Below are 26270 nucleotides of genomic sequence, written 5' to 3' on the forward strand. Positions count from 1 at the left end.
CTATAGGCGCGCGGCACCGACGATCCGTCCATCCGGTGCCTCGAGCAGCACGGCCGCATCCTCGCCCTCCGGCATCGGCTCGTTGAGCCGCAGCGCGGCGCCGCTCCAATCGCCGAGCGCGCGCACCGAGCGGACCACATTGAGCTCCTCCAGCGTGCGGCCGCCATTCTCGCCGCGGCGGATCGCCGTCTCATGCCGCCGGTCGAAGCCGACCAGCACGATTCGTCCGCGCCCTTCGCCGCCGGCGATCTCCACGGAGAGCTGGTCGCCATTGCGCGCGAGCTTGACGCTGGCCGCCGTGGAGCTCGCAACACGAACGCGGTCGATCGCCGGTCCGATCTCGGCTCTGTTGGAGCCGACATGGCTGGTCAGGCCGTCGACCACGATCTCCGGCGTGTAGGAGCCGTCGCCGAAGCGGCTGCCATAGCGGGCCTGGCGATCGGTCGCGGCGGGCAGCGAGAATGGATCCTTCCAGCCGAGGCGGTCCCAGTAGGTCACATGAAACGCGAGCGGCAGCACGTCGCGTCCCTGTCGGACTAATTCATTGAGATAGGCATTCGCAGGAGGGCACGACGAGCAGCCCTGCGAGGTGAACAGCTCGATGACGACGGGTCGTTTCACCTCCGCCGCGGCCGAGGGCGACCAGGGCGCGAACGAGGCGAGCAGGATGGCGAAGTGAGCAACGTGGCGTAGCGAGGCGTGGCGTAAGGACATGGCGTTCTCCCGCGAGGTGGCATGACCTCCTTCGCAGGCCCGAGCCATCGCGTTACCGCTGCGCGGCGCCCACACGCAGCCGTGATACGATCGCGCGCTCAGTCCCGCGCCCGTCGCGATCGTTGAGCGGGCCGCGCGGCACACGCGAGGACGGCCGCCCAGGTCCTTCAAAACGCTCCGTTTTTTCTCGGGCTCCGATGTAACTTTCTGAATCAAATCGTGTCCTGAAAAAGGTTTCCGCGTTCGCCTCGCTTGAAGTGACATGCTAGGAGAGCTTCGACCGGCTGATTTGCAGTTCGTTAACTGTTATGGCCATTCCGTGACTTTGATGGGGTCGAGCGACATGAGTTCCAAGGGGGCGGGCCACAAGGCCGAGCTGAGGCAGGCGCTGCGAGTCGGCGTGATCGGAGCCGGCGTGATGGGCAGCAATCATGCCCGCGTGCTCGCAGGCCTCCCCGATGTTCACCTCGTCGGCGTCGTCGATCCGCTGCCCGCGCATCGCTCTCGCGTCACCGAGCTTGCGAACTGCCCGACCTTCGAGAGCCTCGATCAGCTCGCCGCCGAAGGTGTCGATGCGGTGACGATCGCTGCGCCGACCCATCTGCATCATGAGCTCGCGCTCGCCTGCATCGCCCGCAAGGTGCACCTCCTCGTCGAGAAGCCGATTGCCTCCACGGTGGAGGAGGGCAAGGAGATCGTCGCGGCCGCGCATCGCGCCGGCGTCACCCTGATGATCGGCCATGTCGAGCGCTTCAATCCGGCGGTGGCCGCGATCAAGAAAGCGATCGCCGGCGAGGACCTGCTGTCGATCGCCATCACCCGCGTCGGCCCGTTCCCGCCGCGCATGTCGAATGTCGGCGTCGTTATCGATCTCGCCGTGCACGACATCGACCTGATCCGCTGGTTCACAGAGTCGGATATCATTGAGGTGCAGCCGCAGCTGTCGAGCGCGGTCGCCGAGCGCGAGGACATCGCGCTGCTGCAGTTCCGTACCGCCTCTGGCGTGCTTGCCCACATCAACACCAACTGGCTGACGCCGTTCAAGGCGCGCAACGTCACCGTGGCGACGCGCGGCAAGTACATCATGGGTGACCTGCTGACCCGCCAGGTCACCGAATGCTTCGGCTTCAAGCCGGATGGCAGCTACTCGATGCGGCATCTGCCGGTCGGCCATGACGAGCCGCTGCGCGCCGAGCTGATCGCCTTCCTGCACGCCGTGCGCTCCGGCACGTCGCCCGCCGTCACCGGCGACGAGGGCGTCGCGAGTCTCGCGATCGCCACGCAGTGCCTGGAGACCTCCAGCCATCGCCCGGCCGAGGCCGCCGCCACCAAGCGCCGCGCCGCTGCCGGCTAGTCGCATCTCTGCTTCACCCATTTCCGCCGCTCGAAAAGTCGTCAGAGCTCATGAACCAGCATTTGCGTCATCAGCCCATTCCGTTCATCGACACCGCCGCGCAGCGCCAGCGGCTCGGCAAGTCGCTCGATGACGCGGTCGCCCGCGTGCTCGCGCACTGCCAGTTTCTCGGCGGCCCCGAGATCATCCAGCTCGAGAAGGAGCTCGCCGAGTTCTGCGGCGCCAAATATGCCGTGAGCTGCTCCAGCGGCACCGATGCGCTGCTGATGGTGCTGATGGCCCAGGGCATCGGCCCGGGCGATGCGGTGCTGTGTCCGTCCTTCACCTTCTGCGCCACCGGCGAGTCGGTCGCGCTGACCGGCGCCACGCCGGTCTTCGTCGACGTGCTGGAGGACACCTTCAACATCGACCCGGCCTCGCTCCGCCGTGGCATCGCCACCGCGAAGCGGCTCGGCCTGAAGCCGAAGGCGGTCATTCCGGTCGACCTGTTCGGCCAGGCCGCCGATCACGACTCCGTCGCCGCGATCGCCGCGGACGAGGGGATGTTCGTGCTCGACGACGCCGCCCAAGGCTTTGGCGCCAGCTACAAGGGCCGCCGCATCGGCACCTTCGGGCTTGCGACCGCGACCAGCTTCTATCCGGCCAAGCCGCTCGGCTGCTTCGGCGACGGCGGCGCCATCCTGACCGACGACGCCGGCCTGCTGGAGCGCCTGCGCAGCGTGCGCGCCCATGGCGGCGGCAGCGACAAATACGACAACGTCCGCCTCGGCCTCACCGCGCGGCTCGACACCATCCAGGCCGCGATCCTGATCGAGAAGCTCCGGATCTTCGAGGACGAGATCCGCGCGCGCAACGCGGTCGCCGAGCGCTACACCGCGGCGCTGGCCGACGTCGTGAAGGTGCCGCGCCTCGTCGAGGGCTGCACCTCGGTGTGGGCGCAATACACCATCCGCCTGCCGCGCGGCGTCGACCGCGACACGTTTGCTGCCGCGCTGAAGGCGCAGGGCATCCCGACCGCGATCTACTATCCGAAGTCGATGCACCAGCAGACCGCGTATCGCATCTTCCCGAGCGCCGACGGTGGCCTGCCGGTCAGCGAGCAGCTCTCGGCCGATGTCATCAGCCTGCCAATGCACGCCTATCTGGATGAGGCGACACAGGCCCGCATCATCGACGTCGTGCGCGGCGCGCTGGCCTGAGGCCTCACGCATCGTCACGTATCCGGCTCGCGTCGTTACGGTGAGCCGCGCGCGCTGAACTGATCTGCCCCACCGGCAGCCCCACACACCGGTGTCGTCCCGGCGAACGCCGGGACCCATACCCCAGGGCGCGGTTTGGGCCCCGCTGGTCGTTGGCCCTTTGCCCAACACATCAGCCACGGCGTATGGATTCCCGATCGGCGCCCGCCGCCGCTGCGTGTCGGCAGGCTTGTCCGGGATGACGGCGGCGGGTGAGTTCTAACCGGTGTCATTGGTGCGGACGCGGGCTCGTCATACTCGCCGTCATTGCGAGCGAAGCGAAGCAATCCAGGGCCGCGCGTGTGACTCTGGATTGCTTCGCTTCGCTCGCCATGACGGTGGTGAGACAAGCGGTCTCCATTCGCCTCCGAGTCCGTAGGGTGGGCAAAGGCGCGCCCAACTACATGCTTTTTGGACCGACCCATCCCGCGCCGTGCCCACCATTGCCCCCACCCGTGCGGATGCGCGGTGGGCACGCGACCGCCCTGCGGGCGGCCGCTTTGCCCACCCTACGGCGGCGCGGCTCCGATTCCGATTTACATCTCAAACAGCGATCGACATAGCGGCGCGATCTCGCGGCACCTGATGCCCGAGGCTTGCGATCACTTCGTCCCTCGCAACGGTGCAGAGGGCGCAGGGAATGCCGGGTGAAGGCCTCACCCATGGCCCGCCTGCTGAAAAGAATGCAGGCGGCAGGTACCACAGGTTCAGCCGACATTCCGGCATTCCCTGCGCGATGGGCTTCCGGCTGCTCCGCGATCTCCCCGGTGCCCGGCTCGTTGGCCACCGTATCGCGACAACGCGCTTCGCACGCCATCGCGGACCTCAGCATCGGGAGGCCAGGACCACGCGACTTGACCGTCCGTAACAGCCCGTTCGTCCGCACGCCCAGGAGGACATGCTGCGAGCTCTCACGGCCATCGCATCCCCGCCTCGCGTGTCGTGACGATCGCGCGCAACGCCCCTTGTGTTCAGAAATTCTGTCAGAATGTGCGAACGGGCGGTTCTCGCAAAACCGCCCGTCGCTGGATCTGAGCCCGTAACGCCCCAAACGCGGCAGAGCCTGTATCAGAGCGAGGGACAGCTCCGGTGATCTTCCTCAACCCGAACAGTTGCAAGGGCTTCGAGCCCATACAAGGCAAGGAAGGGAGTGGATGATGACACAGATCGCAAATGGTGTCGCTGGTATCGATGTGGCCAAGGACAAGGTGGACGGCTGCATTCGGAAACTCGGAGTACGGCAGACATTCCCGAGCAGTTCGCTTGGGCATCGCCAGTTGGTGGCCTTGCTTCGCAAGCACAAGGTGACCAAGGCCGTCATGGAGGCCAGCGGCGGCTATGAGCGCGAATGGGCCAAGGCGCTGCGCGAGGCCGGGATAGAGGTGCGGATCGTTGATCCCAAACGGGTTCGCAGCTTCGCCTTGTCGGCGGGTCGACTGGCGAAGAACGACACGATAGACGCAGAGATGATCGCCTGGTTCGCCGAGACGTTCGACGAGGCACCGAGCCAGATCTACGATGCTGCACGCGAGGAACTGGCGGGGCTGGTGAAAGCGCGCAAGAATCTGATGGATCTGAAAACCCGTTTGCAGAACCAGACCGAGCATGTTGTGCCGGGATTGGCGCAGAAGGCCCATTCCCAGGTGTTGAAGACGCTCGCGGCTCAGATTGCGAAGCTCGAGGCTGCGATCTTCGCCAGGGTCAAGGCGACGCCGGAATTTGCCGAGCGCGCCGAGATCATTGAAAGTGTGCCGGGGCTTGCCGTCATGACCTCCGCGCTCCTCATCGCAGGAGCGCCGGAACTCGGCAAGGTGAGTGATAGGATCGCCGCTGCCCTGATCGGTGTTGCCCCTTACGACGACGACAGCGGCAAGCGCCGAGGCGAGCGCCACATCAAGGGAGGTCGGCGCTGGGTGAGAAACGGCCTGTTCCTTCCCTGCCTCGGAGCAGCGACGCAGCATAATCCGGTGCTCAAGACCTACTATGAACACCTCATCGCCAAGGGCAAAGAGCCGAAAGTTGCCCTCATCGCCTGTATGCGCAAGCTGATCATCATCCTCAACACGATGATCGCCCGCGGCGAAAAATGGAATCCCAAGCAGCCGCGCGTTGCGATGAGCTGATCGAGCGCCACATGCGCTCGGTTCACGACCGAGCGCATGCCAAGCCAACAGGACGGCGAGCGGACGGGGTCAAGGCCTTCAGCCGCCGAAGGCGGGGGCGCGTCTCGCGCCAGCCTTGAGGCCGGCCGTTCGCCGGCCTACCTCAAAAGCACAGTTGCTCCTGCATGAGGCGGGATGGGCGGGAGATAATCATGATTTCCGTAAAATCGGAATATAATTATTTTTATCGGAATTCATTTGGGCTTCTTACGCTCTCGTCCGGCGGGACCCCCCCCCGCGGCGGCTTCGGCCGACCACCGGCGATTGACGGCCATTTCTTCGTGTCGTGATCCGAAGCGGCCTTGTCGAGAGAACCGCGCTGCCTTGCGCAATCCAGCTCTCGTTAACAAAATGACAATAGCGTCGGGAATGTCGGGGATTGCTTGGAAACTGGACAATTGGCTCGCTGCGTGCTCAGAAGTTGGATGGTCAATGGCTCAGCAAACCGCAGACGCATATGACGCGCAGATGTGGACCTATCGCGAGCATCTGCGCGGATTGAACCGCCGGCTGGCGGAGGATTACGCACGCCGGAATGGTCCGCACGTGGTTGCGGCCATCGCGGCGCTCGCTGAGGCGGCGCCGGTGACGCTTGCGATAGCGCAGCTTCACGACGCGATTCGTCGCTCGCCGGCGAAAAATGTCTGGCCGATCCTCCGCAAGACGAGAGGCCAGCTCCTGCTTCAATCAGGTAACAGCGGTCAGGATTGTCCGTGGCCATGGCAGCGAACCAAGTCCGGCAATCTAAGTTACAGACTGTCGGGACATCTGCTGTTTTCGCCCTGGCCGACGAATGTTCGCCGCAGTGTTCGTAGCCTCTCCATCCAGCTGCAGCAGGTGATCCACAATACCCTGACAATACCGGACACAAGCGCGGTGTTTTTCGAAAGCTTTGTCGGCTCGATCCTGCCCAAGACCCGGCAAGCCGTTAGGCTGATAGATGAGATTAAGGCGCTCCAAGCGATCGCAATGCCGGACACCATTGCGGCCCTGGAGCGATGGTCCGGCGAGCCACGGCCCGGCTGCGCTGTCGAGCTACGGATTGAGCGAGGGGCCCTTGTCTACCGCAACGGTTCCGATCGGTGTGAGCTCGAAATTCCTGCCACGCTCACCAAGCCTCTTCTCGCTCCCACGACGCCCGATCGCCCGCTGGAACGGCACTCGGTCCAAGCCGGAACGTGGTCCTATTATCCGTGAAGATTAGTCAGCTTTCTGATGCGAACGCTAGTGCTCGACGTATATGTTGAGCGCACAGGGCGGTCGGCGCGGCGATCGTCATTGCTATTGAATATTGCGCGCCACAACTGGTCGGGTGGGTACGTCGTGATCGTACCAGGCTGCCATGAGTTACTCCGTGGTGGCTGAGTTTGTCCCCGGGCATCCACGTGGTTCCGGGCGCGCCTCACGACGTAGATGGCCGGGTCAAGCCCGGCCCACGGCGGCACGGAAGCAGACACAATAGGCAAAGCGCCATGTGCGATCGCGACCCAAAGCCTGGATAGGCCAGGGAAGCTGCGCGGATGGCCACACTTCGACTTCAAGCGGAATTCCTGCGTGTCCCCGCTTCAAACTCCGCCGCCAATCCTCTACAAGCCCCCCATGCTCGGACGTATCTTCACCGTTGGCGGCTATACGCTGCTGTCGCGCCTCACCGGTTTTGCTCGCGATATCATGCTGGCGGCGATCCTCGGCGCCGGGCCGATTGCGGACGCGTTCTTCATTGCGTTCCGGCTGCCGAACCATTTCCGGGCGATCTTTGCGGAGGGCGCGTTCAACGCCGCCTTCGTTCCGGCCTATGCGCATGTCCATGGCGAGAAGGGGCCGGCGTCCGCGAGCCTGTTTGCGGATCGGATCTTCACGCTGCTGCTGGCCTCGCAGGTCGTGCTGCTGATCCTCGCCTGGGTGTTCATGCCGCAGGCGATGACGATTTTGGCGCCGGGCTTCACCGACGATCCGGTGCAGCGGGACATGGCGATCACGCTGACGCGGATCACCTTTCCCTATCTGCTGCTGATCACGCTGGTGACGCTGTATGGCGGCATGCTCAACGTGATGCAGCGCTTCGCCAGCGCAGCGGCCGCGTCGATCTTCCTCAATCTTGCGATGATGCTGACGCTGGCGCTGGCGGCATTCTTTCCCAACGCTGGCCATGCCGCGGCATGGGGCGTGCTGATCTCCGGCTTCCTGCAGTATGTCCTGCTCGCCGGCGACCTCGCCCGCCATGGCGGGCTGCCGCGGTTTGCGCCGCTCAAGCTCGACGACGACATCCGTGCTTTCTTCAAGGCGCTGGGGCCGGCCACGCTCGGTTCGATGGGCACGCAGGTGGCGATGTTCGCCGACACCATCATCGCCACCTTCCTGCCCGCCGGCGCGATCTCGGCGCTGTATTATGCCGACCGTCTCAATCAGTTGCCGATCGGGGTGATCGGCATCGCCATCGGCACTGTGCTGCTGCCGGAGATGTCGCGGCGGCTGACCGCTGGCGATCACCAGGGCGCCATGGAGCAGCAGCGCCGCGCCTTCGAGTTCACCTTGTTGTTCTCGGTGCCGTTCGTCGCCGCCTTCCTCGCGGTCCCCGATGTGATCACGCGCGCGATGTTCGCGCGCGGCGCCTTCACCAAAGGCGATGCAGCGGCGGCCGGCGCGACGCTCGCGGCCTATGCCGTGGGCCTCATTCCCTTCGTGATGATCCGCAGCGCGGTCTCGACGTTCTACGCGCGCAAGGACACCGCGACGCCCGTCAAGGCCTCGCTCACCGGGTTGACGGCAAACGTCATCCTGAAGGTGCTGCTGATGGGCTCGCTGGCGCAGGTTGGCCTGGCGCTGGCGACCGCCGTCGGCGCCTGGATCAATCTGCTGCTGGTGCTCGGCTTTGCCGTGCACAAGCGCTACCTCGTCCTCGATCGCCCTCTCACGTCGTCGTTGTTGAAGTTTGCCGCGACCGGCGTGCTGCTCGCCACGTCACTTTGGCTGACGGTTTCCGTGGTTTTGCCGCATTTGGCCACACTCGGCCGTCTGCAGGACGAGGCCATGCTGGGCGTATTGATCATCGTCGGCGCGGTGATCTATGCCGCCGCCATACTGGCGCTGTTCGGCCTGCGCTGGCTCAAGGCGCTCGTGCGCCGCTGAGGCCGGCGCGTGGCATGACATACAACTGCGCGCGAACTGATGAGATCCTGCGCGCGTATCTGTTATGCCTTGCGCCACTGCGGCGCGGCGAATATTGTCGCGCGCGGGGAGATCATTCGTGACGCGACGGCGGCAAACTGCAAACTGGGCGAGGAGGGCGGTCGGCATTCTGGCCGCATATCTGATCGCGTTGCAGATGGTGCTCGCCGGCGCGATGTCGGCGCAGATGGCGGCCGCAGCCGCCAACGATCTCGGTGTGATCTGCACCGATGCTGATGGCAACGTCCACGGCCCCAGCACGCCGGACTCCGCGGTCCTGCACAAGGACTTCTGCGCGGTTTGCGCCTTCGCCGCCCATGCCGCGCCGGTGCCGACACTTGTCGTCGCCATGCTGGTGCGCAGCGCCAGCGAGCTGCGGCTTGCCAGCTTCGCCGCCTGGGCTGCGCGCGATTCCCGCCTCCGTGAACCCCGCCTGTCGCAAGGACCTCCCGCGAACGCCTGATCGCAGCTTGTCATCAGGTTTCGTTCGTCCAGAGGTTCATCATGTCCCGTTCCGTAACCGCGCTTTGCGCGGCGACGTGCCTTGTCACGTTGTCATCTCCCTGTTTCTCGCAAGCCCGCGAGCCCAGCAATCTGCCGACGGTCACCGTCGATCCGGCCAGGCCCGCCGTGTCGCGTCCGGCGAGGCCCGCCGGCAATGATCAGCCCGTGCGACGAGCGCGCGCGCCCCGATCGGCAGCCGCCCCGCAGACGGCCACGGCAGCTCCCGCCGGTCCCGCGCCGAGCCGGACCGCGCCGAATACGCAAACAGCGACCCAGCGCATCCAGCAGACGCCGGGCGCCGTCGCCGTCGTGCCGGATACCGCGTTCAAGAACGGCTCGGCGCAGGCCATCAAGGACGTGCTCGACTACGTGCCCGGCGTGTTCGCGCAGCCGAAATGGGGCGACGACACCAGGCTGTCGATTCGCGGCTCCGGCCTGTCGCGCAATTTCCATCTGCGCGGCACCCAGCTTTATCTCGACGGCATTCCGATCAACACCGCCGACGGCTATGGCGACTTCCAGGAGATCGACCCGACCGCCTATCGCTATGTCGAGGTCTACAAGGGCGCCAATGCGTTGCGCTATGGCGCCAACTCGCTCGGCGGCGCCGTCAACTTTGTCACGCCGACCGGGCGCGACGCCTCCGCGTTCGAGAGCCGGCTGGATGGCGGCGCGTTCGGCTTCCTGCGTGGCCAGGCCTCGACCGGCGGCACCTACGGCGCGGCCGACTATTTCGTGACCGGCTCGGCGTCGCGCGTGGACGGCTATCGCGACCACAGCTGGGGACAGTCCGAGCGCGGCAGCGCCAATCTCGGCTACCAGGTGTCGCCTGATTTCGAGACCCGATTCTATCTCAACGCCAACTCGGTGCGGCAGCGCATCCCGGGCGAGGTCACCAAGACCAGCGCGCTGAACTCGCCGCAGACAGCAGCCGCCAACAATGTGCTCAACGACTGGCAGCGCAACATCGACACGGTGCGCGTCGCCAACAAGTCGACGCTCCACCTCGACAACACCGATGTCGAGTTCGGCGTGTTCGCGGTCGACCGGCATCTGATGCATCCGATCTTCCAATGGCTCGACTACCGCTATCACGACTATGGCGGCTTCGTGCGCGCCGTCGACGATCGCGAGATCGGCGGCCATCGCAACCGCTTCACGGTCGGGCTGAACATTCAGAACGGCACCACGGACGCCAACCAGTTCGTCAACACCGGCGGCAACAAGGGCATGCAGATGTCCTCGCTGACCCAGAACCCGGAGAACTACACGCTCTATGCCGAGAATGCCTGGTACGCGCTGCCGAGCGTCTCGCTGATTGCCGGCGCGCAGTTCCTGCACGCGGTGCGCAGCCAGCAGGTCAATTTCACGCTCAACGGCGACGCGGCCGGCACCGCCACGTACGATCTCGCCAGCCCGAAGGTAGGCCTGCTCTGGGATGTCGACCCGAACTGGCAGGTGTTCGCCAACATCTCTCGCAGCGGCGAGGCGCCGAGCTTCGGCGAGGGCAGGGGCGCGCTGGTCCGCTTCTATGACGTCAAGGCGCAGACCGCGACCACCTACGAGATCGGCACGCGCGGCCGGCGGCCTGACGTCACCTGGGATTTCGCGCTCTACCACGCCGATATCCGCAACGAGCTGCAATGCTTCTATTCGTCGTTCGGCAATTGCAACGTCACCAATGCCGACAAGACGATGCATCAGGGCGTCGAGGCGGGCCTCGGCCTCAGCCTGCTGAAGGGGCTTGCGGTGAAGAGCGATACGCCGGACCGTGTCTGGCTCAATCTTGCCTACACCTACAACGACTTCCGCTACAGCAATGATGCGACCTGGGGCAACAACCGCCTGCCGGGCGCGCCCCCGCACTTCCTGCGCGCGGAGCTGCTGTACAAGCATCCGAGCGGCGTCGCCTTCGGTCCGAACATCGAGTGGGTGCCGCAATCCTATTTCGTCGACAGCGCCAACACGCTCAGCACGGAGTCCTATCTGCTGTGGGGCCTGAAGGCGACCTATGACGACGGCAAGAATTTCTCGGCGTATCTCGAAGGCCGCAACCTCGCCAACAAGGCCTATATCGCGACCACCAGCATCATCGATCGGGCGACGCCGACCTCGACCTTGTTCAATCCCGGCAACGGCCGCGGCGTCTATGCCGGCCTCCGCTACAAGCTGTGAGGAGGCGCACCATGCGCGATCACACCACTCATTCGCAAAGGACTGCTCTCGTGAAATCCATCCTGATCGGCCTCGCCGCTCTCTCCGCTGCGCTCGGCAGCGCCCCGGCGCAGGCCCATGTCGTCCTTGACAAGCCGGAGGCGCGCATCGGCAAGACCGTCAAGGCCGTGCTCGCGGTGCCGCATGGCTGCGAGGGCGCTGCGACGGTGCGTCTGACCGTGCAGGTGCCGGAAGGCCTGATCGCGGTCAAGCCGATGCCGAAACCGGGCTGGACCATCGACGTCAAGAAGGGCGCTTACGCGCGGGCCTATCATTTCTTTCACGGCGCGCAGCTCAGCGAAGGCGTCAAGGAGATCAGCTGGAGCGGCCGGCTGGAGGACAGCTACTATGACGAGTTCACCTTCACGGGCTTCGTTGCCGACACGTTCAAGCCGGGCGATGTGCTGCCCATTGCCGCGATCCAGGATTGCGAGAAGGGGACGGCGAATTGGGTCGAGATCGCCGCGCCCGGCCAGGATCCGCATGCGCTGAAATATCCCGCGCCGCTGCTGCGGCTGACATCCGCCGAGCCGCCGCCGCGCGGTGTCGCCAAGGGCGACATCACGGTGTCCTCGGGCTGGAGTCGCGCCACGCCCGGTGGCGCCAAGGTTGGCGCTGGCTATCTCACGCTCACCAATACGGGCCGTGAGCCGGACTGGCTGGTCTCCGTCAGCGCCGATATCGCCGAGAGCGTCGAGATCCATGAGATGTCGACACGTGACGGCGTCATGGTGATGCGGCCGATCGAGGAGGGGCTTGTGCTGCCGCCGGGACAGACGGTCACGCTGACATCCGGCGGCCTGCATCTGATGCTCACCGGCCTCAAGGCGCCGCTGGTCGAGGGCAAGTCGGTCGCCGTGACCTTGCAGTTCGAGCGCGCCGGCAAGATGGCCGTGCTGCTCGACGTGCTCGGCGTCGGCGCTCAGGCGCCCGGGCAACAGGACGGCGCCAAGGCGGAGCACGCGCATCATTGAGGCGGATGAGGGCGGCTCCGGCGCCGATGCGCTCCGGGGCTGCCTGATTGCAGCGCAGCATGATCCGGTGCTGCGCTGGCCGAGAGTTGACCGGTCGTGTTCCCCTGCGGCGGAGTTGCCGTTTGCGCGAGGCCTCGTTCCGCTGCAATATGGCGCCAACATCGCCAAAACGAAGCGGGACGAGAAACCAGATGGCAGCTCCAATCAAGTTCGGTATGGGACAAAGCGTTCTCCGCAAAGAGGATGACGCGCTGATTCGCGGCAAGGGCCGCTATACCGACGATCTCGCGCCATCGGCCGCCCTGCATGCCCTCGTGCTGCGCTCGCCGCAGGCCCATGCCAAGTTCACCATCGACGTTGCGGAGGCGCGGCTGCTGCCCGGCGTGGCGCTGATTCTGACCGCCGAGGACACCGCGGAACTCGGCGGCCTGCCGTGCCTGTTCAACCTCGAGACCGATCCGTTCACCGCGCCGCCTTACCCGATCCTGGCCAAGGACGAGGTGCGCCACGTCGGTGACGCCGTCGCCTTCGTCGTGGCCGATACGCTCGACCATGCGCGCGACGCGCTCGAGGCGATCAAGGTGGAGTGGACGACGCTTCCGGCCGTGACCGGCGTCGTCAATGCGATCAAACCGGGCGCGCCGCAGGTGTGGGCCGATCACAAGAACAACGTGCTGTTCGACGTCTCGATCGGCGACAAGTCGGCGACCGAGGCGGCGTTTGCGAAGGCGCATGCGGTCGCCGAGATCCGCATCGTCAATCCGCGCGTGGTCGCGAGCTTCATGGAGACGCGCGCCGCGGTCTGCGAATACGACACCAAGCGCGATCATCTGACCTTGACGGCCGGCAGCCAGGGCAGCCACCGCCTGCGCGACATCCTGTGCCAGAACGTGCTGAAGATCCCGACCGACAAGATGCGGGTGATCTGCCCGGATGTCGGCGGCGGCTTCGGCACAAAACTGTTTCCGTACCGGGAATACGCGCTGGTCGCGGTCGCCGCGCAGCGGCTGCGCAAGTCAGTGCGCTGGGCCGCCGATCGCTCCGAGCATTTCATGGGCGATGCGCAGGGCCGCGACAACGTCACGACAGCGAAGATGGCGCTCGCCGAGGACGGCAAGTTCCTTGCGATGGACGTCGATCTGATGGGCGACATGGGCGCCTATCTCTCGACCTTTGCGCCCTACATCCCGCATGGCGGCGCCGGCATGCTGCCGGGCCTCTACGACATCCAGGCCTTCCACTGCCGGGTGCGCACGATCTTCACCCACACCGTGCCGGTCGATGCCTATCGCGGCGCCGGCCGTCCCGAGGCGGCCTATGTCATCGAACGCCTGGTCGATGCCTGCGCGCGCAAGCTCGACATGTCGGTCGATGCGATCAGGCGCAAGAACTTCATTCCGCCGCGCGCGCTGCCCTACAAGACCGCGACCGGCAAGGTCTATGACTCCGGCGACTTCAACGCGCATCTGAAGCGCGCGATGGAGATCGCGGAGTGGAAGGATTTTTCCAAGCGTGCCAAGGCGGCCAAGAAGAACGGCCTCGTCCGCGGCATCGGCCTTGCGAGCTATGTCGAGGTCTGCGGCACGATGGGCGAGGAGACCGCCCATGTGAAGCTCGATCCCAACGGCGACGTGACGATCCTGATCGGCACGCAGTCGAGCGGGCAGGGCCATCAGACGGCCTATGCGCAGATCGTCGCCGAGCAGTTCGGCCTGCCGCCGGAGCGCGTCCATATCCACCAGGGCGACACCGCCCAGGTGCCGACGGGTCTCGGCACCGGCGGCTCGGCCTCGATCCCCTCGGGCGGCGTCAGCGTGCAGCGTGCGACGCACGACCTCGGCGACAAGCTGAAGCAGATCGCGGCAGAGGCGCTCGAAGCGGGGCTCGGTGACTTGGAAATCGCCGACGGCGTGATCCGCGTCGCCGGCACCGACCGGTCGATCTCCTTCGCCGATCTCGCCAAGCGCCCCGGCGTCGATCCCGCCAAGCTCGCCGGCAGCGCCACCTTCGCCAGCGCCGACGGCACCTATCCGAACGGCACCCATGTCGCGGAGATCGAGCTCGATCCGGCCACCGGCATCATCAGGATCGTCAACTACGTGATCGTCGACGATTTCGGCGTGACGCTGAATCCGTTGCTGCTCGCGGGGCAGGTGCATGGCGGCGCGGTGCAGGGCATCGGCCAGGCGCTGATGGAGCAGGTGGTCTACAGCAACTCCGATGCGCAGCTCGTCACCGGCAGCTACATGGACTACGCGCTACCGCGCGCCGCGGACGCGCCGACCTTCACCTTCGAGACCCACAACGTGCCCTGCAAGACCAACCCGATGGGTGTGAAGGGCGCGGGCGAGGCCGGCGCGATCGGCTCGTGCCCGGCCGTGGTCAACGCGATCGTCGAGGCGCTGTGGCGCGAGTACAAGATCGACCACATCGACATGCCGGCGACGCCCGAGCGCGTCTGGATCGCGATCCGGGAGCAGCATCGCCGTCACAGTCTCTGAGTACGGTATCCCTGAGCACCCTCCGATATCCGCCTCAATTCCGGAATAACCCGCCGGGACAGGGGTTGACCAACCAGGCGCGACCCGTCCAGGTGGGCTGGACGGGATTGTGACAACAAAGGAGCGAATTGATGAAGCGGACTGTCGTGGTAGCAGCAGCGTTGCTGCTAGGGGCCGGCGCCGTGATGGCACAGGAGAACCTGGTCAAGCAGAGCCAGGACATCATGAAGGCGAACGCCAAGAACCTCGGCGGTGTCCTGATCGCCATGGTTAAGGGCGAGAAGCCGTATGACCAGGCCGCCGTCAATGCCGCTTTGGCCCAGCTCGACGAGACCGCCAAGAAGCTGCCGACGATGTATCCGGCGAGCATGAAGGGCGCGAAGTTCGAGGGCGACTACAGCGCCTCGCCGAAGATCTGGGAAGACCAGGCCGGCTTCAAGGCCAAGATCGACAGCTTCGCCAAGGTCGTCACCGAGGCCAAGGCCAAGATCAAGGATCTCGACAGCCTGAAGGCGACCGCGCCCGGGATCGGCAAGGAATGCGGCGGCTGCCACGAGACCTTCCGTCTCAAGAACAGCTGATCTGACGCGAGTTTGAGGGGGCGGACGCGGGCTGCGCGTTCGCCCCCTCTTTGTTTGTCCGGCGTCGGCGTCCTATTCTCGCGGGCGCATCTCCATCGCAATCCTTCTCCCGCAGTCACGGAGCCACCATGCACCGCCGCCTCCTGCTTGCTCTGTGTGTGCTCGGCGTCGCCGGTCTTGCGGTATTCTGGTGGCTGACGCAGCCGTCGACGATCACGCTCGCAGCGGCGACGCGCGCGCCCGATCTCGCCAATGGCCAGGAGATGTTCAACATCGGCGGCTGCTCGTCATGCCATGCCGTGCCGAACCAGCCGGATCGCTTGAAGCTCGGCGGCGGCCTGCCGCTGGAATCGCCGTTCGGCACCTTCTATGCGCCCAACATCTCGCCTGATCCGAACGATGGCATCGGGCGCTGGAGCGAGGCCGAGTTCGTCAACGCCGTCCTGCGCGGCGTGTCGCCTGGCGGCAGTCACTATTATCCGGCGTTTCCCTATACCTCCTACGCCGCGGCGAAGGCCGACGACGTCAGGGATCTCTTTGCCTACATGAAGACGCTGCCGCCGGTCAGCGGCGCGTCGCGCCCGCATGATCTGCCATTCCCGTTCAACATCCGCCGCACCGTCGGGGTCTGGAAGCTGCTGTTCTTCGACGACAAGCCGTTCGTCGCGGATGCCTCGCGCTCGGCCGAGTGGAACCGCGGCGCCTACCTGGTGAACACCTTCGGCCATTGCGCGGAGTGCCACAGTCCGCGCAACCCGCTCGGCGGCATCAAGACCGCGCAGCGTCTCGCCGGCGGCCCTGATCCGGAAGGCCATGGCTTCGTGCCGAACATCACCCAGAAGGGGCTCGCGGACTGGAGCGAGAGCGATATCAGCTATTTCCTGGAGACCGGGCAGCTGCCCGACGGCGACAGCGCCGGCGGCTCGATGGCGCGGGTGATCCGCAATACCTCGCAGCTGACGGCTGAGGATCGCAAGGCGATGGCCGTTTATCTGAAATCGCTGCCGCCGGTCGAAGGTCCGCCGAAGCCGAAGAAATCCGCGAACTGAACCTGCGAGCTGAGCCGGCGCGCCGATGCTGGCTAGATCGGCTTGAAGCTGCCGTCGCTCTGGATCACCACCAGCGACACCGGCGGCGGGTTCTCCTTGCGCGCGCTGCCGAAGCTCACGACGAGCCCGCCGATGTCGAACTGGCCGACCTCGTTGATGATGCGCAGCAGCTCGGCGCGTGTCGGGTTCGGCCCGGTCATCGCCAGGGCGCGCGCCACCAGGCGCCCGGTGATGTAGCCTTCGAGCCCGATGAAGTCCGGAGTCTGGCTCGGATCGAGCGCCTTCATCGCCGCCTGATAGTCGGCGACGACGCGGCGATCGGTGTCCCACGGAAACGGCACCACCTCGGAGATGATGACCCCGCGGCCCTCGGAGCCGAGCTCCTTGGCGAGCGCGTTGCCGCCGACGAAGGACACCGCCGAGAAGGTCGGGTTGAAGCCCGAGCGATGCGCCATCTTGATGAACTCGGCGCAGGGGCCGTAGGTGCCGACCAGAATGACGGCTTCCGGCTCGGCGCGCCTGATGACCTTGAGCGCGGCGCCGACGGCGCGAGTGTTGCGCTCGAACGTGCCTTCGGCGGCGAGCTCCAGGCCGCGGCGATCGAGATAGGTCTTCACGCCGGCCAGCACGTCGCGGCCGAACGCGTCATCCTGATAGAAGATCGCGATCCGGGTGAGGCGCAGCTCCTCGGTGAGATGCTTGATCGTGGCTTCCGCCTCGGCCGCGTAGCTGGCGCGGATGTTGACGATGTTCTGGAATTCGGGAGCACGCAGGTATTCGGCGCCCGACACCGGGCCGATGAAGGGCACGTCGTTCGAGGCCGCGATCGGCGCGGTGGCCATCGCGGTCGGCGTGCCGACGGCGCCGATCAGCGCGAACACCTTGTCCTCATAGATCAGCTTGATCGTCTCGACGACCGAGCGGTCAGGATCGTAGCCGTCATTGCGGCTCGCGAGCTTCAGCCTGCGGCCATAGACGCCGCCTTTGGCGTTAAGCTCGCTGAATGCAGCGAGCAGGCCCTGGCGCGCGGCCTGACCCAGCGCCGCTGATGGACCTTCCAGCGCTGCGACCTGGCCGAATAAAATCGAGTCGTTGGTGACACCAAGCTCGTCCGCAACGGCCGAGGCGAGTGGAACGCCGCATGCGAGCAGGACGAGAAGAATGGAGTTTCGGAAACTTGCAAGCCAGCTCATTGCGATCTTCGCTGCACGGGTACGCCTGATGACAACTCAGCCTACACGCGTTGAATGAAGACCTCGCTAAAGAGGTACCGCCCGCTTGATCGCGTTTTGGGTGGCCTTGAAAAGTCAGTCATTAACCAAGCCAGGGTTTCTGGTACTCCACCACTGATCATCTTTGACCGTCTTTAACTTAGCCCGTTGACCATCGGCACACGCGTAGTGAGGGGCAGCCGTTTGGCGGGGGCCATATTGCAGGTTGAAGAGTACAGCGCACCGACGCTGCAGGAACAGGAAAGTGCTCGCATCGGTGGCGGGCGCGAGAGGCTGCGCGCGTCACTATCGCGATACCGTCTTTATCGACCTGCGATCATCGCCGCATGCGTCGGCGTCGTCCTGTCGATTGCCGGCACGGTTGCCGTCGGACGCTGGGAGAACCGGCTGGCGCGAACTGATTTCGAGGGCGTTGCCGAGGCGCAGGCGATCCTGGTCCAGAACGGCGTCAACGAATATGTCAGCCGCCTGACCGCGCTGCGCACCCGTTTCGAATCCGCCAACGACGACATCACCCGCAGCGAGTATCAGACCTTCAGCGCGCGGCTGTTCGAGGCGCATCGCGGCATGTTGCGTCTCGCCTGGCTGCCGCGCATCAAGCGCAAGGAGCGCGGCGAGTACGAGGCCGCCGCGATCACCGACGGCGTTCCCGCCTTCCGCATCAAGTCGTATCCGGACGGCACGGTCGCGCCCGAGAGCGACGAGTACTATCCGGTCTACTTCTCCACGGAGGCGAAGACCTCGCCGGTCTACGGCCTCGATTATTGGAGCATCCCCGATCATCGCGCGGTGCTGGAGCAGTCGCGCGACTACGACATGATCGGCGCGCTGCGCACACGACAGAACCTGATCAACCAGAACGAGCGCAACAACGCGGTGATGATCGGCATCCCCGTCTATGCCAAGGGGACGTCGCGCACGACGGTTGCCGATCGTCGCCGTAATCTCTCCGGCTTCATCGTCGGCGTGTTCGATCTGCCGATGCTGCTGCAGTCGGTGCGCGCCAACAATCCGAACAGTCCGGCGCTGCAGATCAACCTGCTGCCGCCCGAGCGCGTGATCAATGCCTCCGGCGTCGACCCGCAGCGCTGGCCGGCCGATCCCAATATCTGGTCGACCACCTTGCGCATCGGCGATGCCGACTGGGTGTTCCAGGCGGCGCCCGCCGGCGGACTGATGGCCAGTCACAACCGCGCCCTTGCGCTGTACGCGGCGGGCATGGCGACGACGATCTTCCTTGCGGTGTATCTCGCGCTGTCGAGCCGCAACGCATTGCAACTGGCGCTTGCCAATCGCCGCGTGCTCGAGCTGGCGCAGACCGACGCGCTGACGGGACTCGCCAACCGCGCCTTCTTCCTGGAGGAGATGGAGCGCATCAACGACGAGAAGAGCGGCCGCTTCACCGTCTTCCTGCTCGACCTCGACCGCTTCAAGAACGTCAACGACTCGCTCGGCCACGGCGCCGGCGACGAGCTGCTGGTGCAGGTCGCGCAGCGGCTGCGCTCGCAACTGCGCGACGAGGACGTGCTGGCCCGGCTCGGCGGCGACGAGTTCGCGCTGATCCAGGCGGGCTTCACCGACCAGCGCGCGGCCGCGATCGAGCTCGCGCAGCGCATCACCCGGCTGATCGCCGAGCCGTTCCAGATCGCCGGCCAGCGCGTCGAGATCGGCACTAGCATCGGCATCTCGCTGGCGCCGCAGCACGGCCGCGACCAGGAGCATCTGCTCAAGAAGGCCGACCTCGCGCTGTACCGCTCGAAATCCGCCGGCCGCAGCTGCTACACGATGTATGACGATGCGATGTCGGCCGAGCTCGAAGCGCGCAATACGCTGGAAGGCGATCTGCGTGACGCCATCGCGCAGTGCCAGTTCGAGGTGCACTATCAGCCGTTCTACGACGCGGACACCCGCCAGCGCCGCGGCGTCGAGGCGCTGGTGCGCTGGCGCCACCCAGTGAAGGGGCTTGTGCCGCCGGACAAGTTCATCCCGCTGGCGGAATCGACCGGCCTGATCGTGCCGCTCGGTGAGTGGATCATCGGCCGCGCCTGCGACGATGCAACGGCTTGGCCTGAGGACGTCAAGGTTGCGGTCAACCTGTCGCCGGTCCAGTTCAAGCAGGCGGAGCTGTTCGACGTCATCCAGTCGGCGCTCGCAAGGTCCGGCCTCGATCCGAAGCGGCTCGAGATCGAGATCACCGAGTCGGTGCTGCTGGAGCGCGCGGCGGAGAACGAGAGCTTCATCGACCGGCTGAAGGGGCTCGGCATCTCGCTGGCGCTCGACGATTTCGGCACCGGCTATTCCTCACTACGCTCGCTGACGGCATTCCCGTTCAACAAGATCAAGATCGACAAGTCGTTCGTCGCCAATCTGAGCACGCGTGACGAAAGCGCCGCGGTGATCTCGTCGGTCGTGACGCTGGCCCGCGGGCTCGGCATCCAGATCACGGCTGAGGGCGTCGAGACCGAGGAGCAACTGTCGCAGTTGCGCGCGCTCGGCGTCAACTTCGCGCAAGGCTATCTGCTGGGCCGGCCGATGCCGGTCGAGCAGCTCGAGCAGCACCTCGACATTGCCCGCAAGGCGTCGGAGCCTGATGAGGAGGAGACGCAGCCGGAGGCGGACGCAGCAGACAGCGGCGAGCCGCGTCCGGGCGCCGTGGTCGCGCTCATTCCGCGGTCCGGGGCGCTGCTATCCCTCGCATCCAACGGCTGAGCGGCGAGGCCGGCTCGGTGTCGCCCTGCAACGGCATCTGCGGCAGGCCGAGCATGGCCGCCTCGCGCGCGGCGCTCGGCGTGATGCCATAGGCGGCCTTGAACAGCCGGGTGAAATGCGCGTCGGTGCCGAGCTGCCAGCGCCGCGCCACCTCGCTGATGCGCAGGGAGCGCGCCCCGCTGCCGGCGAGATCGAAGAATGCGCGGTGCAGGCGGCGGCTGCGGATGTACTCCGCGATGCCGCCGATCGGCGCGAACAGCCGATAGAGCGACGCCCGCGACATGCCGAAATGCAGCGCCACGGCGTCGGCGCTGAGCTCGGGGCTGGCCAGCCGGGATTCGATATATTGCCGGATGCGCAGCAGCGAGGCATCCGCGGTGACGCTGCGATCGGCGTCGCGCCGCTCCAGCTCGCCGCGCAGGCAGGCCGAGATCAGCGACACGGTGCCGTCGACCACGGCCTGGCACTCGTCGAAGCTCATGCGCGGCGCGCAATCGAGTAGTGCGCCGAAATGCCGCGCCAAGAGCGGCGCCATCGCCCCGCTGCGCGGCAGGACAAGCCCGTGCAGATCATCGACCTGCAGCAGCCGCGCGTCGAACATCGGACGGGGAACGACCATGGTGACGTTCTCGAATGCGCGCGCACGCGTTTCGAGTGTCTGGGCCAGATCCAGCACGCAGAGATCGCCGGCTTCGACCTTGATCGGCCGCTGGCCGGCGACGCCCTCATAGCCGCCCCGCACGTAGAGCTGGATGATGACGTGGTCGACGCCGCTGCGCGCGATCGTCTCGGGGGAGCGCCGGAAGCGCTGGCCGCTGGCGCGGGCGGAGCCGAGCAGCACCGATCCCAGCGCGTAGGACAGGACATCGGCCCTGAACGGAGCCGGCTCGCCTGCGGCGAGCTCATCGACGTCGAAGAAGGTCGAGGTCGCTTCCCGCCAGGCTGCGATGTTGGCTGCGGTGTCCATCTGCTCGGCCGAGAAGCCGTAGCTCGGCAGCAGGGACGAAACGGCTTTCATCTCACTCTTCACACGACGTCGCCGACTTGATTGAGCTTTTGTCTCAACTTCTTGATCGACCGTATCCGACGGCCCGTTCGCCTTGACCCGGTGCCGCGTGGACCGGTTAAAGAACGCCTAACGCCAAGTTGCTGACGGAAAGCCGGGCCATTCGATGGTCCCCTCATTGCCCCCTCGCGATCGAAAGGTCCGGCTTTCCGAACGGCCGCGAGGTCTCCATCCGGCATGCGGCGGGGCCGCTCACCGGCTTTCATGACGAAATCATGCTTGTGCCATTTTGAGGATCTCGGCGCTCGTCGGTCACGACGGGCGCCTTTCTCTTTGCGGGCACCGCAAAGCGTTCAGCTCGCGCCGAAGGCCTTGAAGGTGATGATGGTGTGGGTGTCCTGGATGCCCGGCAGGACCTGGACCTTCTCGTTCACGAAGTGGCCGATGTCGGTCTCGTTGTCGACGTAGAACTTCACCAGCAGGTCGTAATTGCCGGCCGTCGAGTAGATCTCGGAGGCGATCTCGGCCTCGGCCAGCGCATTGGCCACGACGTAGGACTGGCCGAGCTTGCACTTGATCTGGACGAAGAAAGGAACCATTGCAGGCGGTCTCCGGAAGACGTTTCAGGCCTCAATATAGCGTTTTCCAGCGAAGTCGATACGCTTTCTCCGGCGGCGGCCCTGCTTGCCCGGCGCGGCCCGCCCGCGCTAGGAGAGGGGGATGAGCACCCCTGTCGCACTCACCATCGCCGGCTCGGATTCCTCCGGCGGAGCCGGCATCCAGGCCGACCTGAAGACCTTTGCCGCGCTGTCCGTCTACGGCGCTTCGGTGCTGACGGCGCTGACCGCGCAGAACACGACCGGCGTGACCGGGGTGCACCTGGTGCCGCCCGAATTCGTCACCGCCCAGATCGACGCCGTGTTCGACGATCTCGCGGTCGGTGCGGTCAAGATCGGCATGGTCGCGCAGGCGCCGATCGCCGAGGCGATCGCGGCGAGCCTGGCCCGCTGGAAGCCTCAGCAAGTGGTGCTCGATCCGGTGATGGTCGCGACCTCCGGGGCGCGGCTGCTGCCGGAGGACGCGATCGAGGCGCTGCGCAGCCGGCTCATCCCGCAGGCCGCGCTGATCACGCCCAACCTGCCGGAGGCGGCCGCGCTGCTCGGCGAGCCGATTGCTGATACCGATGAGGCGATCGCCGCGCAGGGCCGGCGCCTGCTCGCGCTCGGCTGTCCGGCCGTGCTGATCAAGGGCGGCCACGGGCAGGGCGTCGAGAGCACCGATTACCTGATCACCTCAGCGACCTCTATCGCGCTCCCGGCGCCGCGGGTGGCCACCAAGAACACGCACGGCACTGGCTGCTCGCTGTCGTCGGCGGTCGCCGCCGGCTTGGCCAAGGGCGAAGGCCTAGAGAGGGCCGTGCGCAACGCCAAGGCCTTCATCTCCGGTGCGATCGCGGCGGCCGATCGGTTCACGGTCGGGCATGGCCACGGGCCGGTGCATCATCTCTATCGGTTCTATTGAGGTCACACGGTTTTGAGACCTCGGGCTGCGGTCGATCCGCGTGATAGCAATTGATCATGCTACGTGGAGATGGGCCGCCGATGATCACGGACGGCGCTTGGGTTCAGGGGGATGACTGATGAGGACTTGGGTTCAGGGGGATGACTGATGAGGATAGGTATCGTCGCGGCTCTGGCTGTTACGCTCGCCGGCATCGTTGCGACGCCGGCGCTGGCGGAGCGCGCTTACACGGCCGAGGAGGAGCGCAACAAGCAGATCGTGCTCGACTTCTATGAGCAGGGTCTCAACCGGAAAGACTTTGCGGCCGCCTCGAAATATCTCGGCAAATACATCCAGCACAACCCGAGCGCCGAGGATGGCCCGGAGGGCTTCCGCAAGTTCATCGAATTCCTGAAGGCGAAGTTTCCCCAATCTCACAGCGAGATCACGAAGGTGCTGGTCGATGGCGACTTCGTCATCCTGCGCGTGCATGGCGTTCGCGAGCCCGGCACCCGCGGCAGTGCGATCGTCGACATCTTCCGCCTGAAGGACGGCAAGATCGAAGAGCATTGGGATTCGGTGCAGCCGATCCCGGAGCAGTCGGCCAACAGCAACGGCATGTTGTGAAGCGGCGGCGCCGCTCACTTCTCGTGGGCGGCTTCGACCTCGCGCGGATGTCCGTTGCCGATGCGCGCCCGATACTCGCCCGGCGACTCGCCAAACCAGCGGTTCGAGGCGCGGAAGAACGTGCTCTGGTCGGCATAGCCGAGCAGATAGCCGATGTCGGTCAATGACAGGCGTGGATCGGCGAGATGGCGCTGGGCAAGCTCCCGCCGTGTGTCGTCGACGAGGTCGCTGAAGGACAGGCCTTCCTCGGCCAGCCGGCGCTGAAAGGTGCGATCGCTGAGGCCCAGCGCAGCCGCGATCGCCGAGCGCAACGGGCTGCCGTCAGGAAGAAGCTTGGCGATCGCGCTCCGAGCGCGATAGGCGGTGTCGGTCTTGACCAGTCGCTCCAGCGCCTCGTCGGCGATGCGATCATGGATCGGCATCAGCTCGGGCGCCGCGGTCGTCAGCTTGCAGGCAAGATCCTCATGCGACACCAGGAAGCCGTTGAACGGGGCATCGAATTCGAGCGGTGACTGGAACGCCTTGTTGTAGGCCGCGATCGACAGCGGCACGGCATGCGTGAAGCGCGCCGCGAGCGGCGTCAGCGGGCGGTCGAGCATCCAGCGGCACAGATTCAGCAGATTGATGATGCCGTAGTCGTAGCGCTGCCGCGGGATCGGGCATTCGCCGCCATAGACGTCGGTGCGCACCCAGCGGCCGCCCTCGCCATCCTCCAGCGTGATCGCGACGGCGTCGCTGACCAGGCACATGTAGCGGATCAGGCGCATCAGCCCGGTCTGCAGATCCGGGCTCGACATCATCGCATAGCCCGCGACCCCATAATTATGCGGGCGTGGCGCTGCGACATTGACGAGGCCGATATCGGGATTGCCCGAGCGTTCGGCCGCCAGCACCCATAGCCGGCTCAACGCCTCCGTGGGCCAGCGGTGATCGCAATCCTCGAGATCCTTGATCGACAGGCCGACCTCGGCGAACAGCGCCGCTGCATCGAGGCCTTGCTCATCGAATGTGCTCGCGACGCCCCGCATCCAGGCTGACGATGTCGATCTGATCTGCTGCGCCATCCCCTTGGCTTACCCCTGGCTCGTCCCTGGCCTTCTGGAGCCAGTGCTTTGGCATCCTCGGATCATTGTGCAGGTGCACACGAGACTGCATAGCACCTGACATTGGCGATCGCGATACGAAATTCGTCGGAGCGGTCGCGCGGCTGGCGCAGGAGACAATCATGCCCGTTCTCAAAACCAACGATGGCACAGAGATCTACTACAAGGATTGGGGCTCCGGTCAGCCCATCGTGTTCAGCCATGGCTGGCCGCTGTCGTCGGATGATTGGGATGCGCAGTTGATGTTCTTCCTCAATCAAGGCTTCCGCGTCATCGCCCATGACCGCCGCGGCCATGGCCGCTCGGCCCAGGTCTCCGACGGCCACGACATGGACCATTATGCCGACGATCTCGCGGCGCTGACCGCGCATCTCGACCTCAAGGACGCGGTCCATGTCGGCCATTCCACCGGCGGCGGCGAGGTCGTGCACTATCTCGCGCGTCACGGCGAGAGCCGCGCGGCCAAGGCCGCGATCATCGCCGCCGTGCCGCCCTTGATGGTGCAGACGGCGGCCAATCCCGGCGGCCTGCCCAAGTCGGTGTTCGACGACTTCCAGACCCAGACCGCGACTCGCCGTGCCGAGTTCTACCGCGAGATCGCCGCTGGCCCGTTCTACGGCTTCAACAGGCCCGGCGCCAAGCCGTCCGAGGCTGTCATCCAGAACTGGTGGCGGCAGGGCATGATGGGCAGCGCCAAGGCGCATTACGATGGCGTGGTGGCGTTCTCGCAGACCGACTTCACCGAGGATCTGAAGAAGATCTCCTTGCCGGTGCTGGTGATGCACAGCGAGGACGATCAGATCGTGCCTTACGCCGACTCCGCGCCGCTGTCGGCCAAGCTGCTCAGGAACGGCACGTTGAAGACCTACAAGGGTTTTCCGCACGGCATGCCGACCACCGAGGCCGCCACCATCAACGCCGACCTCTTGGCCTTCATCAAGGGCTGACGCCCCGTGCGTCACATATCTTTCACGGAGATCTCCATGTCCAAGCTCGAAATGCTGACGCCGCAGAACTGCGCCGTCGCCCTCATCGACTATCAGCCGGCGATGTACCAGGGCGTGCAGTCGCACGACCGTCTCGGCGTGTTCAACAACATCCAGATCGTCGCCAAGGCGGCCAAGCTGTTCAAGCTGCCGACGGTGATCACCACGGTCGCCAAGGATTCGTTCTCCGGCCCGTTCATGCCGGAGATCACCGATCTCTTCCCGGAGCACGACATCGTCGACCGCACGGCGATGAACTCCTGGCTCGATGCCGGCTTCCGCAAGCAGGTCGCCGCCACCGGCCGCAAGAAGTTCATCATCGCGGGCCTCTGGACCGAGGCCTGCGTGCTGTTCCCCACGCTCGACATGCTGCGCGAGGGCTATGAGATCTACATCCCGGCCGATGCCTGCGGCGACCTCTCGCTCGAAGCGCATAACAGGGCGATGGATCGCGCCGTGCAGGCCGGCGCGGTGCCGATCACCTCGTGCCAGTTCGCCTTCGAGCTGCAGCAGGACTGGGCGCGCGCCGAGACCTATGACGGCATGATGGAGATCCTGAAAGCCCACTCGCCCTACGGCATCCAGATCCGCTTCTCGAAATGGGCGCTCGGCGAGCACGCTTCCGAAGGCGGCGCGAAGTAATCGGAG

21 protein-coding genes are annotated in these 26270 nt (G+C 65.6%); 16 read left to right on the forward strand and 5 right to left on the reverse strand.

What is annotated here, in order from left to right; translation table 11 throughout:
* Window positions 1-714: a DUF1223 domain-containing protein gene (locus ACVILH_RS17310; RefSeq protein ID WP_456713965.1), complete on the reverse strand. Its 714-nt coding sequence runs from the start codon at window positions 712-714 to the stop codon at window positions 1-3.
* A gap of 343 nt (window positions 715-1057) precedes the next feature.
* Here ACVILH_RS17310 and ACVILH_RS17315 point away from each other — a divergent pair, with 343 nt between their 5' ends.
* The 11 genes from ACVILH_RS17315 (at window position 1058) to ACVILH_RS17365 (ending at window position 16459) form a co-directional block, all read left to right on the forward strand.
* Entirely contained in the window at window positions 1058-2068 is a 1011-nt protein-coding gene (locus ACVILH_RS17315) for a Gfo/Idh/MocA family protein (protein WP_456713966.1), read from the forward strand.
* Between the two features lie 50 nt (window positions 2069-2118).
* Window positions 2119-3267, forward strand: a complete 1149-nt coding sequence (locus ACVILH_RS17320) for a DegT/DnrJ/EryC1/StrS family aminotransferase (RefSeq protein ID WP_456713967.1) — start codon at window positions 2119-2121, stop codon at window positions 3265-3267.
* 1193 nt (window positions 3268-4460) lie between these two features.
* Entirely contained in the window at window positions 4461-5429 is a 969-nt protein-coding gene (locus tag ACVILH_RS17325) for an IS110 family RNA-guided transposase (RefSeq protein WP_456711844.1), read from the forward strand.
* A 471-nt stretch (window positions 5430-5900) separates the two neighbouring features.
* A complete protein-coding gene (locus ACVILH_RS17330) occupies window positions 5901-6665 on the forward strand; it encodes a hypothetical protein (RefSeq protein ID WP_456713968.1) in 765 nt (254 codons plus the stop codon).
* Between the two features lie 402 nt (window positions 6666-7067).
* A complete protein-coding gene (gene murJ / locus ACVILH_RS17335) occupies window positions 7068-8597 on the forward strand; it encodes a murein biosynthesis integral membrane protein MurJ (RefSeq protein ID WP_456713969.1) in 1530 nt (509 codons plus the stop codon).
* Window positions 8598-8715: 118 nt separating this feature from the next.
* A complete protein-coding gene (locus tag ACVILH_RS17340; protein WP_456713970.1) occupies window positions 8716-9099 on the forward strand; it encodes a DUF2946 family protein in 384 nt (127 codons plus the stop codon).
* Window positions 9100-9140: 41 nt separating this feature from the next.
* Window positions 9141-11315: a TonB-dependent receptor family protein gene (locus tag ACVILH_RS17345; protein ID WP_456713971.1), complete on the forward strand. Its 2175-nt coding sequence runs from the start codon at window positions 9141-9143 to the stop codon at window positions 11313-11315.
* Window positions 11316-11365: 50 nt separating this feature from the next.
* Window positions 11366-12328 (forward strand): DUF1775 domain-containing protein, encoded by a 963-nt coding sequence (locus ACVILH_RS17350; RefSeq protein WP_456713972.1) that lies wholly within the window; start codon window positions 11366-11368, stop codon window positions 12326-12328.
* Window positions 12329-12519: 191 nt separating this feature from the next.
* Window positions 12520-14829, forward strand: coding sequence for a xanthine dehydrogenase family protein molybdopterin-binding subunit (locus ACVILH_RS17355; protein WP_456713973.1), 2310 nt, complete (start codon window positions 12520-12522; stop codon window positions 14827-14829).
* 131 nt (window positions 14830-14960) lie between these two features.
* On the forward strand, window positions 14961-15410 hold the full coding sequence (locus tag ACVILH_RS17360) for a c-type cytochrome (RefSeq protein WP_035647434.1): 450 nt from the start codon (window positions 14961-14963) through the stop codon (window positions 15408-15410).
* A gap of 128 nt (window positions 15411-15538) precedes the next feature.
* Complete coding sequence (locus ACVILH_RS17365) at window positions 15539-16459, forward strand: c-type cytochrome (RefSeq protein ID WP_456713974.1); 921 nt, start codon at window positions 15539-15541, stop codon at window positions 16457-16459.
* A 32-nt stretch (window positions 16460-16491) separates the two neighbouring features.
* Here ACVILH_RS17365 and ACVILH_RS17370 read toward each other — a convergent pair whose 3' ends face one another.
* On the reverse strand, window positions 16492-17652 hold the full coding sequence (locus ACVILH_RS17370) for an ABC transporter substrate-binding protein (RefSeq protein ID WP_456713975.1): 1161 nt from the start codon (window positions 17650-17652) through the stop codon (window positions 16492-16494).
* Between the two features lie 237 nt (window positions 17653-17889).
* Here ACVILH_RS17370 and ACVILH_RS17375 point away from each other — a divergent pair, with 237 nt between their 5' ends.
* On the forward strand, window positions 17890-20400 hold the full coding sequence (locus tag ACVILH_RS17375) for a bifunctional diguanylate cyclase/phosphodiesterase (RefSeq protein ID WP_456713976.1): 2511 nt from the start codon (window positions 17890-17892) through the stop codon (window positions 20398-20400).
* On the opposite strand, the gene ACVILH_RS17380 is transcribed toward ACVILH_RS17375, so the two are convergent.
* Window positions 20354-21418, reverse strand: a complete 1065-nt coding sequence (locus ACVILH_RS17380; RefSeq protein WP_456713977.1) for a helix-turn-helix domain-containing protein — start codon at window positions 21416-21418, stop codon at window positions 20354-20356. The two genes, ACVILH_RS17375 and ACVILH_RS17380, sit on opposite strands and share 47 nt — an antisense overlap.
* Before the next feature lie 341 nt (window positions 21419-21759).
* Window positions 21760-22005: an Lrp/AsnC ligand binding domain-containing protein gene (locus ACVILH_RS17385; protein WP_006613331.1), complete on the reverse strand. Its 246-nt coding sequence runs from the start codon at window positions 22003-22005 to the stop codon at window positions 21760-21762.
* A 121-nt stretch (window positions 22006-22126) separates the two neighbouring features.
* Here ACVILH_RS17385 and thiD point away from each other — a divergent pair, with 121 nt between their 5' ends.
* Together thiD and ACVILH_RS17395 are read left to right on the forward strand one after the other, a co-directional pair.
* Complete coding sequence (thiD, locus tag ACVILH_RS17390) at window positions 22127-22927, forward strand: bifunctional hydroxymethylpyrimidine kinase/phosphomethylpyrimidine kinase (protein WP_456713978.1); 801 nt, start codon at window positions 22127-22129, stop codon at window positions 22925-22927.
* A gap of 147 nt (window positions 22928-23074) precedes the next feature.
* A complete protein-coding gene (locus tag ACVILH_RS17395; protein ID WP_456713979.1) occupies window positions 23075-23533 on the forward strand; it encodes a nuclear transport factor 2 family protein in 459 nt (152 codons plus the stop codon).
* A gap of 14 nt (window positions 23534-23547) precedes the next feature.
* Here the strand turns inward: ACVILH_RS17395 and ACVILH_RS17400 are convergent, their stop codons facing one another.
* Complete coding sequence (locus ACVILH_RS17400) at window positions 23548-24597, reverse strand: AraC family transcriptional regulator (protein ID WP_456713980.1); 1050 nt, start codon at window positions 24595-24597, stop codon at window positions 23548-23550.
* Between the two features lie 161 nt (window positions 24598-24758).
* Between ACVILH_RS17400 and ACVILH_RS17405 the strand changes: the two genes are divergently transcribed.
* Together ACVILH_RS17405 and ACVILH_RS17410 are read left to right on the forward strand one after the other, a co-directional pair.
* Complete coding sequence (locus ACVILH_RS17405) at window positions 24759-25583, forward strand: alpha/beta fold hydrolase (protein WP_456713981.1); 825 nt, start codon at window positions 24759-24761, stop codon at window positions 25581-25583.
* Window positions 25584-25619: 36 nt separating this feature from the next.
* A complete protein-coding gene (locus ACVILH_RS17410) occupies window positions 25620-26264 on the forward strand; it encodes a hydrolase (RefSeq protein ID WP_257170450.1) in 645 nt (214 codons plus the stop codon).
* Window positions 26265-26270: the final 6 nt, after the last annotated feature.

The sequence above is a fragment of the Bradyrhizobium sp. USDA 4353 genome (assembly GCF_054063215.1).

Excerpts from the sequence above, each read along its gene's own strand:
- ACVILH_RS17405 (WP_456713981.1), top strand. The coding sequence starts at position 24,759 with ATGCCCGTTCTCAAAACCAACGATGGCACAGAGATCTACTACAAGGAT.
- thiD (WP_456713978.1), top strand. The coding sequence starts at position 22,127 with ATGAGCACCCCTGTCGCACTCACCATCGCCGGCTCGGATTCCTCCGGC.
- ACVILH_RS17345 (WP_456713971.1), top strand. The coding sequence starts at position 9,141 with ATGTCCCGTTCCGTAACCGCGCTTTGCGCGGCGACGTGCCTTGTCACG.
- murJ (WP_456713969.1), top strand. The coding sequence starts at position 7,068 with ATGCTCGGACGTATCTTCACCGTTGGCGGCTATACGCTGCTGTCGCGC.
- ACVILH_RS17395 (WP_456713979.1), top strand. The coding sequence starts at position 23,075 with ATGAGGATAGGTATCGTCGCGGCTCTGGCTGTTACGCTCGCCGGCATC.
- ACVILH_RS17400 (WP_456713980.1), bottom strand. The coding sequence starts at position 24,597 with ATGGCGCAGCAGATCAGATCGACATCGTCAGCCTGGATGCGGGGCGTC.
- ACVILH_RS17330 (WP_456713968.1), top strand. The coding sequence starts at position 5,901 with ATGGCTCAGCAAACCGCAGACGCATATGACGCGCAGATGTGGACCTAT.
- ACVILH_RS17385 (WP_006613331.1), bottom strand. The coding sequence starts at position 22,005 with ATGGTTCCTTTCTTCGTCCAGATCAAGTGCAAGCTCGGCCAGTCCTAC.
- ACVILH_RS17365 (WP_456713974.1), top strand. The coding sequence starts at position 15,539 with ATGCACCGCCGCCTCCTGCTTGCTCTGTGTGTGCTCGGCGTCGCCGGT.
- ACVILH_RS17380 (WP_456713977.1), bottom strand. The coding sequence starts at position 21,418 with ATGAAAGCCGTTTCGTCCCTGCTGCCGAGCTACGGCTTCTCGGCCGAG.
- ACVILH_RS17315 (WP_456713966.1), top strand. The coding sequence starts at position 1,058 with ATGAGTTCCAAGGGGGCGGGCCACAAGGCCGAGCTGAGGCAGGCGCTG.
- ACVILH_RS17310 (WP_456713965.1), bottom strand. The coding sequence starts at position 714 with ATGTCCTTACGCCACGCCTCGCTACGCCACGTTGCTCACTTCGCCATC.
- ACVILH_RS17320 (WP_456713967.1), top strand. The coding sequence starts at position 2,119 with ATGAACCAGCATTTGCGTCATCAGCCCATTCCGTTCATCGACACCGCC.
- ACVILH_RS17360 (WP_035647434.1), top strand. The coding sequence starts at position 14,961 with ATGAAGCGGACTGTCGTGGTAGCAGCAGCGTTGCTGCTAGGGGCCGGC.
- ACVILH_RS17355 (WP_456713973.1), top strand. The coding sequence starts at position 12,520 with ATGGCAGCTCCAATCAAGTTCGGTATGGGACAAAGCGTTCTCCGCAAA.
- ACVILH_RS17370 (WP_456713975.1), bottom strand. The coding sequence starts at position 17,652 with ATGAGCTGGCTTGCAAGTTTCCGAAACTCCATTCTTCTCGTCCTGCTC.
- ACVILH_RS17325 (WP_456711844.1), top strand. The coding sequence starts at position 4,461 with ATGATGACACAGATCGCAAATGGTGTCGCTGGTATCGATGTGGCCAAG.
- ACVILH_RS17410 (WP_257170450.1), top strand. The coding sequence starts at position 25,620 with ATGTCCAAGCTCGAAATGCTGACGCCGCAGAACTGCGCCGTCGCCCTC.